This window comes from Micromonospora sp. DT228 (assembly GCF_049841595.1).
In the GTDB taxonomy this organism is placed as follows: Bacteria; Actinomycetota; Actinomycetes; order Mycobacteriales; family Micromonosporaceae; genus Micromonospora.
The window spans coordinates 25,450-39,412 of sequence record NZ_JBNCKO010000008.1 but is presented as its reverse complement, the minus strand read 5'-3'; the positions used below and the strand labels follow the sequence as shown (position 1 = coordinate 39,412).

General features: G+C 73.1%; 14 protein-coding genes. 8 read left to right on the top strand and 6 right to left on the bottom strand.

Annotated features, from left to right (window positions below):
• Nucleotides 1-85: 85 nt before the first annotated feature.
• From infB to rimP, 4 genes are all read right to left on the bottom strand, one after another.
• The gene (gene infB / locus ACLQ29_RS17590) at nt 86-3,112 is read right to left on the bottom strand and encodes a translation initiation factor IF-2 (protein WP_425772614.1); all 3,027 of its coding nucleotides are present in this window, start codon (nt 3,110-3,112) and stop codon (nt 86-88) included.
• A 93-nt stretch (nt 3,113-3,205) separates the two neighbouring features.
• Nucleotides 3,206-3,538: a YlxR family protein gene (locus ACLQ29_RS17585; RefSeq protein ID WP_387200354.1), complete on the bottom strand. Its 333-nt coding sequence runs from the start codon at nt 3,536-3,538 to the stop codon at nt 3,206-3,208.
• 16 nt (nt 3,539-3,554) lie between these two features.
• Nucleotides 3,555-4,598 (bottom strand): transcription termination factor NusA, encoded by a 1,044-nt coding sequence (nusA, locus tag ACLQ29_RS17580; RefSeq protein WP_425772613.1) that lies wholly within the window; start codon nt 4,596-4,598, stop codon nt 3,555-3,557.
• Entirely contained in the window at nt 4,595-5,284 is a 690-nt protein-coding gene (gene rimP, locus ACLQ29_RS17575) for a ribosome maturation factor RimP (protein ID WP_425772612.1), read from the bottom strand. Before rimP ends, nusA begins: the two co-directional genes overlap by 4 nt.
• 155 nt (nt 5,285-5,439) lie before the next feature.
• On the opposite strand from rimP, the gene ACLQ29_RS17570 reads away from it, so the two are divergent.
• From ACLQ29_RS17570 to ACLQ29_RS17540, 7 genes are all read left to right on the top strand, one after another.
• Entirely contained in the window at nt 5,440-5,964 is a 525-nt protein-coding gene (locus ACLQ29_RS17570) for a hypothetical protein (RefSeq protein WP_425772611.1), read from the top strand.
• Complete coding sequence (locus ACLQ29_RS17565; protein ID WP_425772610.1) at nt 5,961-6,398, top strand: ferritin-like domain-containing protein; 438 nt, start codon at nt 5,961-5,963, stop codon at nt 6,396-6,398. Before ACLQ29_RS17570 ends, ACLQ29_RS17565 begins: the two co-directional genes overlap by 4 nt.
• 52 nt (nt 6,399-6,450) lie before the next feature.
• Entirely contained in the window at nt 6,451-7,053 is a 603-nt protein-coding gene (locus ACLQ29_RS17560; RefSeq protein ID WP_425772609.1) for a PadR family transcriptional regulator, read from the top strand.
• The gene (locus ACLQ29_RS17555) at nt 7,050-7,784 is read left to right on the top strand and encodes an ABC transporter ATP-binding protein (protein WP_425772608.1); all 735 of its coding nucleotides are present in this window, start codon (nt 7,050-7,052) and stop codon (nt 7,782-7,784) included. The genes ACLQ29_RS17560 and ACLQ29_RS17555 overlap by 4 nt, the downstream gene beginning before the upstream one ends.
• Nucleotides 7,781-10,564: an FtsX-like permease family protein gene (locus ACLQ29_RS17550; RefSeq protein WP_425772607.1), complete on the top strand. Its 2,784-nt coding sequence runs from the start codon at nt 7,781-7,783 to the stop codon at nt 10,562-10,564. The genes ACLQ29_RS17555 and ACLQ29_RS17550 overlap by 4 nt, the downstream gene beginning before the upstream one ends.
• An 84-nt stretch (nt 10,565-10,648) precedes the next feature.
• Nucleotides 10,649-11,149 carry a nitroreductase/quinone reductase family protein gene (locus ACLQ29_RS17545; protein ID WP_425772606.1) on the top strand — a complete coding sequence of 167 codons (501 nt, stop codon included), beginning with the start codon at nt 10,649-10,651 and terminating at the stop codon, nt 11,147-11,149.
• Between the two features lie 92 nt (nt 11,150-11,241).
• Nucleotides 11,242-11,979, top strand: coding sequence for a nucleotidyltransferase domain-containing protein (locus tag ACLQ29_RS17540; RefSeq protein WP_425772605.1), 738 nt, complete (start codon nt 11,242-11,244; stop codon nt 11,977-11,979).
• Nucleotides 11,980-11,985: 6 nt separating this feature from the next.
• On the opposite strand, the gene ACLQ29_RS17535 is transcribed toward ACLQ29_RS17540, so the two are convergent.
• The gene (locus tag ACLQ29_RS17535) at nt 11,986-12,699 is read right to left on the bottom strand and encodes a VIT1/CCC1 transporter family protein (RefSeq protein WP_393375209.1); all 714 of its coding nucleotides are present in this window, start codon (nt 12,697-12,699) and stop codon (nt 11,986-11,988) included.
• Nucleotides 12,696-13,553: a type I methionyl aminopeptidase gene (gene map, locus ACLQ29_RS17530; protein ID WP_425772604.1), complete on the bottom strand. Its 858-nt coding sequence runs from the start codon at nt 13,551-13,553 to the stop codon at nt 12,696-12,698. Before map ends, ACLQ29_RS17535 begins: the two co-directional genes overlap by 4 nt.
• 95 nt (nt 13,554-13,648) lie before the next feature.
• On the opposite strand from map, the gene ACLQ29_RS17525 reads away from it, so the two are divergent.
• Nucleotides 13,649-13,963 (top strand): STAS domain-containing protein, encoded by a 315-nt coding sequence (locus ACLQ29_RS17525; RefSeq protein WP_393375204.1) that lies wholly within the window; start codon nt 13,649-13,651, stop codon nt 13,961-13,963.

The following is a 13,963-nucleotide window of genomic DNA, read 5'->3' as shown; positions in this document are numbered from 1 at the left end:
CGGACGATACCGCCAACCCACCCCGCATGATCAAGGGGTTTACGCCACGCGGCGTAAACCCCTCGATCAGCGTGTCACTGCCGGATCAGGCGCGAACCTTCTCCCGCATCTCGAAGGTCTCGATGACGTCGCCGACCTGGACGTTGTTGTAACCACCCAGGGTCAGACCACACTCGAAGCCCTCGCGGACCTCGGTGGCGTCGTCCTTGAACCGCTTGAGCGAGGTGATCGTGAGGTTGTCCGCCACGACCGCCCCGTCCCGAAGCAGTCGAGCCTTCGCGTTGCGTCGGATGATGCCCGACCGGACGATGCAACCGGAGATGTTGCCGATCTTGGACGAGCGGAAGACGTCGCGGATCTCCGCGCTGCCCAGCTCGGCCTCCTCGTACTCCGGCTTGAGCAGGCCCTTGAGCGCTGCCTCGATCTCCTCGATGGCCTGGTAGATGACGGTGTAGTACCGGATCTCCACGCCCTCGCGGTCGGCCATCTCACGGACCTTGTTCGAGGCCCGCACGTTGAAGCCGATGATCGTGACCGGCTCGGACGAGGCACTCGCGAGCATGACGTTGCTCTCGGTGATCGCGCCGACGCCCCGGTCGAGGACCTTGAGCTGGACCTCCTCGGGGATGTCCAGGTTGAACAGCGCGTCCTCGAGAGCCTCCACCGAACCGGAGACGTCGCCCTTGAGGATGAGGTTGAGCGAGGTCTTCTCGCCCTCCTTGAGCTGCTCCATGAGCGTCTCGAGGGTGGCCCGACCACGGGAGTTGGCGAAGGACGCCGCCCGCCGCCGTGCCTGCCGCTGCTCGGCGATCTGCCGCACCGTGCGGTCGTCCGCCGCGGCGAGGAACGTGTCGCCCGCGCCGGGAGGCGCGGTCAGACCCAGCACCATGACCGGACGCGCCGGCCCAGCCTCGGTGAGCTGGTTGCCGTTCTCGTCGAGCATGGCCCGGACCCGGCCGTGCGCCCCACCGGCGACGATCGAGTCGCCCGCCCGCAGGGTGCCCTTCTGCACGAGCACCGTCGCCACCGCACCGCGGCCCTTGTCCAGGTGGGCCTCGATGGCCACACCCTGCGCCGGCCCGTCGATCGGAGCGGTCAGCTCCAGCGACGCGTCGGCGGTCAGCAGGACAGCCTCGAGCAACTCCTCGATGCCGATGCCCGGCTTGGCGGCCACGTTGACGAACATGGTCTCGCCGCCGTACTCCTCGGCGACCAGGCCGTACTCGGTCAGCTGCTGGCGGACCTTGTCCGGGTTGGCGTCCGGCTTGTCGACCTTGTTGACCGCGACCACGATCGGCACGTCGGCCGCCTTGGCGTGGTTCAACGCCTCGATCGTCTGCGGCATCACACCGTCGTCGGCCGCGACGACCAGGATCACGATGTCCGTGACCTGGGCACCACGAGCACGCATGGCGGTGAACGCCTCGTGACCCGGGGTGTCGATGAAGGTGACCGCCCGGTCCTCGCCCTCGTGCGGGACGTGCACCTGGTACGCGCCGATGTGCTGGGTGATGCCACCCGCCTCACCGGCCACGACGTTCGCCTTGCGGATCGCGTCGAGCAGCTTGGTCTTACCGTGGTCGACGTGACCCATGACGGTCACCACCGGCGCACGGCTGACCAGACGCTCCTCGGCCACCTCCGCGTCGAGGTCGATGTTGAACTGCGCGAGCAGCTCGCGGTCCTCGTCCTCCGGGCTGACGATCTGGATGTCGAAGCCCAGGTGCTCACCCAGCAGGTGCAGGGTGTCGTCAGAGCAGGACTGGGTCGCGGTGACCATCTCGCCCAGGTTGAACATCTCCTGGACCAGCGAACCCGGGTTGGCGTTGATCTTGTCGGCGAAGTCCGACAGCGAGGCGCCACGGGAGAGCCTGACGATCTGACCCTGACCCCGGGGAGCACCCGAGCTCATGGTCGGAGCCGACAGGTTGTCGAACTCCTGTCTGCGCTGCTTCTTGGACTTGCGACCGCGCGTCGGCCGGCCACCCGGACGCCCGAAGGCACCCGCTGCGCCGCCGCCACGGCCACGACCACCCGCACCCGGACGACCGCCGCCACCGGACGGAGCACCCGGACGGAAACCGCCACCGGGGGCACCGCCACCGCCGCCGGGGCCGCCACGGTAGCCACCGCCACCGCCGGCACCCGCGCCGCCACCAGGGCCGCCGCGGTAACCGCCACCGCCACCGGCGCCACCGCCGGGACCGCCACGGAAGCCACCGCCGCCGCCACCGGGACGACCGGCGCCGCCGCCACCACCGGGGCGACCAGCGCCACCGGGACCGGGACGACCGGCAGCCGGACGCTGGCTCGGCATGGAGGCCGGGCTGGGCCGCGGCGGCATCGAGTTGGGACTGGGCCGCGGCGGCATGCCCGCCGGGCTGTTGGGCCGGGGACCACCCGCACCGGCGGCCGGGGGCCGCTGCTGCTGGCCGCCCTGGATACCGAACGGGTTGTTACCGGCGCCGCGCGCCGGTGGGCGACCACCGGGTCGGGCACCCGGACCGGGAGCCGGCGTGCTCGGACGAGCGGCCGGTGAACCGGGACGGGGTGGCATCGCGGCGGGACCCGGCCGAGGGCCGGGACGGTTGCCACCGTCGGCCGGAGGCTCCCGGCGAACGGGGTTGTCCCGCTGCTGCTGGCGGGCGGCCTGTGCGGCCTTGACCGCGGCCTCCTGCTCAGCCTTCAGCGCGGCGGCACGCGCCTCGGCGGCAGCCACCTCGATGTCGTGGGCACTCGCCGGCTTGGCGACCGGAGCCGCCGGCTGCGGCGCACCGGGCACCGGACCCTTCGGCTTCGGGCCGGGAGCCGGCGCGGTCGGCCGCCGAGGCGGCATCGGCTTCGCCGAGACCCGGGGCGCGCCCGGGGTCGGGGACAGCGTCGGGGTCGGGTTGGAAGCCAGCGTCGGCGCGGGCGCCGACGGGGCGGCGGCCGGTGCCGGAGCACCGGCGGACGCGACGAATGCGTTACGCAGCCGACGGGCGACGGGCGCCTCGACGGTGCTGGACGCGGACTTCACGAACTCGCCCATTTCCTTCAGCTTGGCGAGAACGGTCTTACTCTCGACCCCGAGCTCTTTTGCAAGCTCGTGTACGCGGGCCTTGCCTGCCACTGCACTCCTCACTCCGAGGTCGTGCGGGCAGCACCCGCAGCGACCTCACTCGTGCACTTGAAGCCTGGTCATTTCAGGGACTTCATCGTGTGCTCATGTCGGTCGTCCTACCCTGCTAGCGACCCTCGCCCGGTCGGGTTGACCGGACGTAGTGGTTGGCGCATCGACGTGCTCCGCCAGCACACCGTGGTCAAGGACCTCGGTGATGCGCAGCGCACGCCCGAAGGCGCGGCGACGCACCGCCAGCGCGAAGCAGGCCGGATCCGGGTGCATGTTCGCTCCCCGACCCGGCAGCCTGCGGCGCGGATCGGGTCGAAGACTGAAACCAGCCTCGTCCCGGACCGCGATGATCCGCAGCAATTCGCTGGCCGGCGCACGTTGCCGACAACCCACACAGGTGCGTTCCGGCGTTGCGCGTCGTACCACTGGAAGAAGTCTACCCCTAGCCGCCCGAGATCGCGCCGCCCGGCTCCCGCACGTGATCAGCTCCCGCACGCGCGGCCGGGGCGGTCTGCTCCGCGTCGGACCGAATGTCGATCCGCCAACCGGTCAAACGGGCCGCGAGCCGGGCATTCTGCCCCTCCCGACCGATCGCGAGGGAGAGCTGGAAGTCGGGAACCGTCACCCGGGCGGCACGACCGGCCAGGTCGACGACCTCGACCCGCAGCGCCTTGGCCGGCGACAACGCGTTACCGACGAAGGTGGCGGGGTCGTCCGACCAGTCGATGATGTCGATCTTCTCACCGTGCAGCTCGCTCATCACAGCTCGCACCCGCTGACCCATCGGGCCGATGCAGGCGCCCTTGGCGTTCACCCCGAGGGTGGTGGAGCGTACGGCGATCTTCGTACGGTGACCTGCCTCACGGGCGATCGCGCCGATCTCCACCGTGCCGTCGGCGATCTCCGGCACCTCCAACGCGAACAGCTTCTTGACAAGCGCCGGGTGCGACCGGGACAGGGTGATCTGCGGCCCGCGCATGCCCTTGGCCACGTGCACCACGACACAGCGCACCCGCTCACCGTGCGCGTAGCGCTCGCCGGGCACCTGCTCGGACTGCGGCAGCACACCCTCCAGCTTGCCGAGGTCGACGCTGACGATGCCCTTCTCGGTACGCGTCTCGTGCGCCTGCACCACGCCGGTGACCAGGTCACCCTCGCGGCCCACGTACTCACCGAAGTGCACCTCGTCGGTGGCCTCCCGCAGGCGCTGGAGGATCACCTGCTTGGCGGTCATGGCGGCGATCCGGCCGAAGTCGTGTGGGGTGTCGTCCCACTCCCGCACCAGGCTGCCGTCGGCGTCCATCTCCTGCGCGTACACCAGGGCGGCGCCCGACTTGCGGTCGATCTCCACCCGGGCGTGCGGCTCGGCGCCGTCGGTGTGCCGGTAGGCGGTCAGCAACGCGGTCTCGATCGCCGCGAGAATCGTGTCGAACGGGATCTCCCGCTCGCGCTCGAGTGCGCGCAGCGCCGCGAGGTCGATGTTCACCTCTCCTCGTCCTCCACATCATCTTCGTCGTCGATGTCGTCTGAATCGTCGATCTCGTCCGAGTCGTCCGCGTCGTCGAACTCCTCGTCCGGCTCGCCGAGTTCGGCGAGCCGGGTGAACTCGACCTGCACACGGCCGGGGCCGAGCTGGGCGTACGCCCAGGAGCTACGGTCGCCGTCGGTCTCCAACTGCACGCCCTCGTCGTCGGCCGCGACCACCCGGCCGGTCAGCTGACGGTCACCGGCGGGCTGCTCGCCACGCTGACCGGGCAACGCGGCCGCGCCCCGGGCGGTGACCTTGACCAGCCGGCCCACGTTGCGCCGCCAGTGGCGGGGCAGGGTGAGCGGCCGGTCGACGCCCGGCGAGCTGACCTCAAGCTGGTATTCCCCGGCGACGATGTCGCCACCGGTCTCCTCGGCGGCGTCCAGTGCGGTCGAGACCGCGCGGGAGACGTCGGCGACGGCGTCCAGGTCGATCCCGCCGTCGGTGTCGACCATCACCCGCACCACGTGCCGGCGACCGGCCCGGGAAACCGACAGGTCCTCCAGGTCGTAGCCGGCGTCGTTGACCACGGGCTCGATCACGGCCCGCAACCGCGTGCGTCGCGCTGCGAGATCACCACCGCGGGGACCCGCGGTATCGCGGGGTCGCCCTGTCGACCTGGTGGCACGGCCACGCTGCGTCATCTCCGCACCCTCTCCCTGGTCGACGGTGATCGGTCGTCCCGACATGCCGGCATACCACCGGAGCGGACGCGCCGGTGGCTGCGCAGAGCGTAACGCGCCTGCCCGTCGGCGGGCCGGGCGGCGCACCGACGTCGGTGATCCCCGGACCGACGGGGATGGTGTTGACTTGCCGGGTGGGGACCGGCAGAACGACGCAGCGCGACCAGGCATCCAGACATTCCCGGCGAAAGCTCCTGCGTGCCGGGGCCCTGCTGGCGCTCGGCGGCGCCGCGGCGCCGCTGACCGGCTGTGATCTTTTCGACCGTGACGATCAGCCGGCGCCACCACCGGACCCGCTGCGGCCGATGGTGGACGAGTCACTCGCGCTGGCCGCCGCGTACCAGGCCGGCGCGGCCGCGCATCCCGACCTGGCCGCCCGGCTCGGCCCGATCGCCGAGGCGCACACCGCGCACGCCACCGAACTGGCCCGGGTGATCGGTGTCGCCCTGCCCACCACTGTGGCCACCCCGACCACCGCCCCGGCAACCGATCCGGGCGGCGCGCTCGCCGCCCTGCGCGCGTTGGAGAAGACCGCGCAGAAGTCCGCCACCGCCGCCTGCGCCTCGGCGAGCGCGGAACGGGCCGCGCTGCTCGGGTCGATCGCCGCCGCCCGAGCCACCCACCAGGAGGCACTGAAGTGAGGCAGCCGTCCGCCGGGGAGGCGCTCGCCGCCGCCCTGTCCGCCGAGTACGCGGCCATCTACGCCTACGGGCGGATCGGGGTCCGGCTCACCGGGGCGGCGCGGGAGGCCGCACACCAGGCCGAGGCCGCGCATCGCAGCCGGCGCGACGCCCTTGTGGTGCAACTGAGCACGGCCGGCGGCGTCGTGCCGCCGGACCGCGCCGGCTACGCGCTGCCGTTCCCGGTCACCGACCGGGCCAGCGCCCTGCGGCTCGCCGCGGAGGTGGAGGAGCGCACGGCCGCGCACTGGCGGGCGGCTCTGGCGTCCACCACCGGCGCCGACCGCAACCAGGCGTTGGCCGCCCTTGTCGAGTACGCGGTACGGGCCACCCGGTGGCGCAAGACGGCCGGGCTGACCCCGCTGACTGTCCCATTTCCCGGACGGCCGACCTGAACCGTCCCACTCCGGTTGCGGTGCGCATACCAGGTATGCATACTCCGTTGCCATGTCCATCCGTCACGGGTTGCTCGCCCTGCTCGAACGCGGCCAGATGTACGGCTACCAGCTGCGCGCCGCGTTCGAGGAGTCGACCGGCTCGACCTGGCCGCTGAACATCGGGCAGGTTTACACCACACTGTCCCGCCTGGAACGCGACGGTCTGGTGCGCCCGCTGCCGGAGAGCGAGGCCGGGCAGCGCCCGTACGAGATCACCGACGCCGGCCGGGCGGATCTGGCGCTCTGGTTCGCCACCCCGGTCAACCGCAACGACCGGCCCCGCGACGAGTTGGCGATCAAACTGGCGCTGGCGCTGACCACCCCCGGGGTGGACGTCCGCTCGGTGGTGCAGGCCCAGCGCAGCGCGACGATGCGGGCTCTGCAGGAGTTGACCCGGTTGAAGTACGGCAGCAACCGACCGGAGGACCTGCCCTGGCGTCTCGTGCTGGACTCGATGGTGTTCCAGGCCGAGGCCGAGGTCCGCTGGCTCGACCACTGCGAGACAAGTCTGGTACGGCACCAGCCCAGCGGCCCGGCACCTCCCCCACCCGGGCCGGGTGACGCCGACGCGCGGGACGCGGCGCGCTGGGCCGGCGAGGAGGCGCGACGGTGAGCGGATCGGACGACGCGGTGCTGGAGCTTCGCGCCGTCCACCGCACCCACGGCGCCGGACCGGCGGCGGTACACGCGTTGCGCGGGGTCAGCCTGGTCGTGCGGCCCGGGGAGCTGGTCGCCGTGATGGGCCCGTCCGGCTCCGGCAAGTCGACGCTGCTGGCCCTCGCCGGCGGGCTGGACCGCCCGACCGGCGGGGAGGTCCGGGTGGAGGGGCAACCGCTGGGCGCGCTGGACCGTCGCGGGCTGGCCCAGCTGCGGCGCCGTCGGATCGGCTACATCTTCCAGCAGCTCAACCTGCTGGGCAGCCTGAGCGCGCTGGAGAACGTGGCGCTTCCGCTGGAACTCGACGGCACCAGCGGACGTCGGGCCCGGACGCTGGCCATGGCCGCGCTCACCGAGGTGGGTCTGCCCGCGCTTGGTGACCGCTTTCCCGACCAGCTCTCCGGCGGGCAGCAGCAGCGGGTGGCCATCGCCCGCGCGCTGGTGGGCGAACGCCGGCTGGTGCTCGCCGACGAGCCCACCGGGGCCCTGGACTCGCAGACCGGCGAGGCGGTGCTGCACCTCCTGCGCCGCCGGATCGACGCGGGGGCCGCCGGAGTGCTCGTCACCCACGAGGCCCGACATGCCGGCTGGGCGGACCGGGTGGTGTTCCTGCGCGACGGCGTACTCGTCGACACGACCACGCCGTTGGGCAGTGTCGAGCAGCTGCTGTCCGGCAGCGAGCGGTGACCGTCCGCCGGACCAGGCCGGCGCCTGCCCGGCTCGACACCCCCGCGGCACGACCTGCCGCGCCACCGGTCCGGGCCGGTCGTCGGCGGCTCGCCGAGCTGACCGGCTCGTGGCGGGCGGCGTTGCGGATCGCCCGGCGGGAGTCCCGCCGGGCCCGGCGCCGGACCGCCCTGGTGCTCGCGATGATCGCCCTGCCGGTGGCCGTGCTCGCCTTCCTGGCCGCCAGCTACGACATGTCCGTGCTGACCGGCCAGGAACGGGTGGATCGCCGGCTCGGCGTGGCCGACGCGGAGCTGCGCTGGATCGCCGACACCCCTCTGGAACAGGACGAGTGGGGTGACAGCTGGACCGCCCGCGTCGAGACGCAGCGACCCACGACCGCCCGAGCCACCACCGCCCAGGTGAGCGCCCTGCTCGGGCCGGGCAGTCGGGTCACCGAGATGCGCAGCGGCATCCCGCTGACCCTGCGGGGCCCACACCGCGACGAGGACATGCAGGGGCGGGTGCTGGACCTCGGCGACCCGTTGGCCCGGGGGCTGGTGCGTTTCCGGGCGGGCCGGGCGCCCGAGCAGCCCGGCGAGGTCGCGGTCAGTCCGGCGGCGCTGCGCCGTCTGAGCCTGCGCCTCGGTCGCGCCGTGGCCCTCGCCGACGGGAGCAGGGCGTACACCGTGGTGGGGGTGGTCGAGTTCCCCGACGACCTCGGCGCGGTGGTGGCGCTGCACCCGGGTGCGGTGCCACGGACCAGTCCCGAACCGGAGAGCAGCTGGCTGGTCGACGTGCCCGGCACCATCGACGCGGCGCTGGTGTCCCGACTCAACGACCGGGGTGTGCTGGTCGCCGCCCGTCCTCCGACCGGGTCGGCCGCCGAACGGAAGCGGATCTGGCTCGGCCCCGTCGACCCGGGCGAAACAACCGGCCTGGGCACCGGCGTGCTGATCGCCGGCCTCGGACTGCTGGAGGTCGTACTGCTGGTCGGGCCGGCCTTCGCGGTCGGCGTCCGTCGCCGACGGCGCGATCTGGCGCTCGTCGCGGTGGCCGGCGGGGACGCCGCCCAGCTCCGTCGGGTCGTGCTGGCCGACGGCGTGGTGCTGGGTGTGCTGGGCGCCGCCACCGGTCTGCTGGTCGGCGTCGGCGCGGCGTTCGCCGGTCGTCCGCTGATGGAGCAGTACGTCTTCGACGCCCGCTTCGGTGGGTACCGCTGCTGGCCGATCGCGCTGCTGCTGCTGGGTGCCGTCGCGGTGCTGGCCGGGGTGCTCGCCGCGCTGGCGCCGGCCTGGACCGCCGCGCGGCAGGACGTCAGCGCCGGCCTCGCCGGGCGACGCACTCCCCCGGTGTCCCGGATCCGCTGGTTGGCGTTCGGGCTGTCGCTGGTGGCCGGCGGCGTGGGGTTGGCGGCGTTCGGGGCGTCCCGTACCTCCACCGTGGTGATCCTCACCGGCCTGATCCTCGGCGAGTTGGGCCTGGTGTGCTGCACGCCCACGCTGATCGGCGCGCTCGCCCGGCTCGGTCGGGCGTTGCCGTTGGCACCGCGAATCGCGTTGCGCGACGCGAGCCGCAACCGCGCCGCAGCCGCGCCGGCCATCTGCGCCGTGATGGCGGCGGTCGCCAGCAGTGTGGCGCTCGGCGGGTTCCTGGCCAGCAGCGACGCCCGTAGCTCGCACGCCTACCGGCCGATGCTGCCGACCGGCCATGTGCTCGTCTACGCGGGCGAGTCGGTCCGGCAGCCCTCGCTGACCCAGCTCGCCGCCATGGCCCGGGACCAGTGGGGCGCCGACCGGATCGCCCCGATCAACACGGTGAGTTGCGCACCCGAGGCGGGTTACTGCGACGTCGCGCCGGTGCTGCCGCCCGCGCAGGTCTGCCCCTGGCAGCCCGGGGACAAGCTCTCCGCGGCGCACCGTCGGCAGGCGCGGGCCGACAGGCGTTGTCGGATCGACCCGATGAACTACGACGGCGGCTACGTGCGGACGGGCGTGGACGACGGGACCGCACTGCCGTTGCTCACCGGTGCGGACCCGGCGACGACAGCCGCCGCCACCGCCGTGCTGCGCGCCGGGGGTGTGGTGGTGACCGACCCGCGTTACCTGCACGACGGCCTGGTGACCGTACGCGTGAACCAGGTGGATCCCGGGAGGGACCGGCCGGGCGCCACCGCCGACCTCCCCGGGTACGCGTTGCACGGGGTGGCCGGCCAGTCCCAGCTGCTGCTCTCCGCGTCCGCGGCCCGGCACCTCGGCCTGACCTGGTCACCGGCCGGTTGGGTGATCGGCGCTCCCACCCCGCCGGACCGGCAGCAACGGGAACGGTTCGCCAGCGCGCTGCGACCCTTCGGCACGTTCTCGTTGTCCGTGGAGTACGGCCGTGATCAGCAGGACATCTCCCCGTTGCTGCTGCTGCTCGCGGCGGCGGCCGGCGTCATCACGATGGGCGCGGCCGGGATCGCCACCGCGCTCGCCGCCGCCGAGGGACGCGCCGAGCTGACCACCCTCGCGGCCGTCGGCGCGGCACCGGCGCTCCGCCGGATGCTGGCGATCTGCCAGGCGGGGTTGATCGCCGGTCTGGGCTCGGTGCTCGGCATCGTGGCCGGTCTGGGCACCGCCGCGATCGTGCTGTTCTCGGTGAACCGGCAGTACGCCAACGACTGGCCGGTACCCGACCGGTACCCGTACGTGGTGCCGTGGCCCGCGCTCGGGGTGCTCGTCCTGGTGCCGATCGTGGCGATGCTCGGGGCGGGCCTGTTCACCCGCGCCCGGCTGCCGATCGAACGTCGACTGGACTGAGCCCGGTGTCGTGACCGCCCGGTTGGCAAGCCGGGCGCGTACGGGGGGTGCCGGCGGGGCCCGGCAGCCGGCACACTGATCCGCGTGTCAGTGCTCGGAACCCTCACCCGTCGAGTCGGTCATCATCGCTGGTTCGGCGCCGCCGCACGTCTGCTGGTCCCGGCCGACCGGGTGGTCGGTCGACTCACCCGGGGGCGGGTGGTCGCGCTCGGCCTGATCCCGTCCCTGGTGATCACGACGACCGGCCGCCGCTCGGGCAAGCCACGCAGCAACCCGCTGCTCTACGTGCCCGACGACGACGCCTACGTGGTGATCGGCTCCAACTGGGGGCAGACCCAGCACCCCGGCTGGGCGATGAACCTGCTCGCCGATCCCACCGCCGAGGTGCAGCTGAAGGGCCGGCGGATCCCGGTGCGGGCCGAGCGGGCGTCCGGCGCCGAGCGGGACCGGCTGTGGCAGCTGTTGGTCACCGAGTGGCCCGCGTACCACACGTACGTCCGGCGGGCCGGCGGCCGGGAGATCCACATCTTCCGGCTCGTGCCGGCCGGGCGCGGCGTGCCGGCCGGTCCCCCGTCGGCTGACTAGGCTGGCGGCCGGTCGCGAACAGAGGCGGGTCCCGTGAGCGCGAGCAGTGAGCCGGGGTGGCAAGCCCCGCGGTCGCGCACCCTGGCGCCCGGATGAGCGCAGGCGGCGGGCCGGCCGAGGTCGGCCGGGGCCTCGACGACGGTCGGTGGGCGGTCGCGGAGCGGGTCGGCGAGGCCATCCGCCGGCGCTTCCCGGCCGATGTGCTCGCGGTCGCGGTGCACGGCCCGCTGGCGCACGGTGACGACGACGGCGGCGGGGATCGCGAGGCGGGCCTGCTGGTGGTCACCTACCGGCCCCGGGCCGGCCCACGGCCGGCGACCCGACGCGTGGACGGGGTGCTCGTCGACCTGACCGTGGCCGCCGCCGAGGACTACCTGGCGCAGGCCCGGGTCATCTCCCCACTCTGGCCGCTGACCGCCGACCGGTACGTCACGACCCAGCCGTTGCACGATCCGACCGGCTGGCTGCGGGCGCTGCGCGACGAGCATCTGGGCCGGCTGGCGCGGGCCCGGCCGGCGGAGTTCAGCACCGCGGCCCGGCAGGCCTGGTACCGGGGCAGCGCGGCGCACGCTCGGGCCGCCCGGCTCGCCGAGTGGTACGAGACCGACCAGGCGCTACTGATGCTCGGTGAGGCCCGGCTGGCGGCGGCGACGGTCACGGGCCTGCTGAGCCGCACCTACTATCGGGATCCCGGCGACGCGGTCCGACGGACCGGGTTGGCCGGCGCGGACATGACCGAGGTGGGTGTGGTGCTCGGTCGACAGGCCGAGGAGTTGGCCGCCCGTGGTCGGGCGGTCGACGGCACGATCGACGACCTGCTCAGCGGTTGACAGGCGTCACAGCCCGCCCGGCACGCCGATCAGCGTGCCGACCAGGTAGGTGGCGCCGGCGGCAGCGGCGCCCAGCAGCAGTTGCCGCAGCCCGCTGGTCCACCATGGGCGTTGGGTGAAGCGGGCTACCACCGCACCGGCGACGAACAGGCCGAGCCCGCCCACACCGAGTGCCAGCCACAGCTCGGTGGCACCGAACAGGTAGCTCAGTAGCGGCACCAGCGCGCCCACCGAGAAGAACAGGAACGACGAGATCGCCGCGGCCCACGGGCTGGGCTGGTCGTCGGGGTCGACGCCCAACTCCTCGCGGACGTGCACCCGCAGGGCCTCCTCCGGGTCCCGCCGCACCGCTTCGGCGACCTGGGTCGCCAGGTCCCGGGGAAGACCCCGGGCCACCCAGGCGTCGGCCAGCTCCCGGGCCTCCGCCTCGGGGTGCCGTTCCAGCTCGCGTCGCTCCTTGGCGACCTCGGCGGCGACCTGCTCGTTGGCGGAGCGGACGCTCGTGTATTCGCCGAGCCCCATCGAGATCGCGCCGGCCACCAGGCCGGCGGAGCCGGTGAGCACGATGTTGCGGGGTGACACGCCGCCGCCGCCGACGCCGGCGATCAGGGCGATGTTGGTGACCAGGCCGTCCATCGCACCGAAGACGGCCGGGCGCAGCCACCCGCCGGAGACGTCCGCGTGGTGCGCCTCGCGCAGCGCCGCTGGGGTGTCGGTCACGGCAGGGTCAGGATCTCGTGGCCGTCGTCGGTCACCACGATCGTGTGCTCGAACTGGGCCGTCCACTTCCGGTCCTTCGTGACCACTGTCCACCCGTCGTCCCACATGTCGTACTGGTAGGTGCCCAGGGTGATCATCGGCTCGATGGTGAACGTCATGCCCGGCTCCATGATGTCGGTGGGCCGCGGGCTGTCGTAGTGCGGCACGTAGAGCCCGCTGTGGAAGGCCTCGCCGATGCCGTGGCCGGTGAAGTCGCGGACCACGCCGTAGCCGAACCGCTTGGCGTACGACTCGATGACCCGGCCCACCACGTTGATCTGGCGGCCCGGGGCGACCGCGCGGATGCCGCGCATCATCGCCTCGTGGGTCCGCTCGACAAGCAGCCGGGCGTCCTCGCTGACCGTGCCGACGCAGAAGGTGGCGTCGGTGTCGCCGTGCACCCCACCGATGTACGCGGTGACGTCGACGTTGATGATGTCGCCGTCCTGCAGCACGGTGGAGTCCGGGATGCCGTGGCAGATGACCTCGTTGAGGCTCGTGCAGCAGGACTTCGGGAAGCCCTTGTAGCCGAGCGTCGACGGGTACGCGCCGTGGTCGCAGAGGAACTCGTGCACCACCCGGTCGATCTCGTCGGTGGTCACGCCGGGCTTGCAGTGCTCGCCGGCGAGCTGGGTCGCCTGGGCGGCGAGCCGGCTGGCGACCCGCATCTTCTCGATGGTCTCCGGCGTCTGCACGTGCGAGCCGCGCCACTGGGCGGGGCGCTCCTTGCCCACGTACTCCGGTCGGGCGATCTGGGACGGCACCGGACGCATCGGGGAGAGCGTGCCTGGTGTCAGCGGCGGACGGACGGTCATGCCGCCAGCCTATCGCCGGGGCCGCTGGTGACCCGCGCCACGGGCGCTCCGAGGGGGTTGTTGCCCAGCCAGGTCGGCTGTGCCATGGTGTCAGCGTGGATCAAGGGGGAGCACCACCCGTCTTCTCCGCCAGCGCGGAGATCGACGGTGACCACCTCCAGGTGGTGGTGGCCGGTGAGGTCGACATGGCCACGGCCGACACCATGCTCCAGACGGCGCTGCGCGAGCCCGCCGAGCGGATCACCCTCGACCTGAGCGCTGTCACCTTCTTCGACTCGGCCGCCATCCACGCCCTGGTCCGGCTCGCCCAGCAGTTCTCGGGCGCGCTCACCGTCCTGCCGTCGCGGCAGGTCCGCCGGGTGCTGGAGATCTCCGGCCTGGGCGAGCAGAGCTGGCTCCGGCCCACCTGA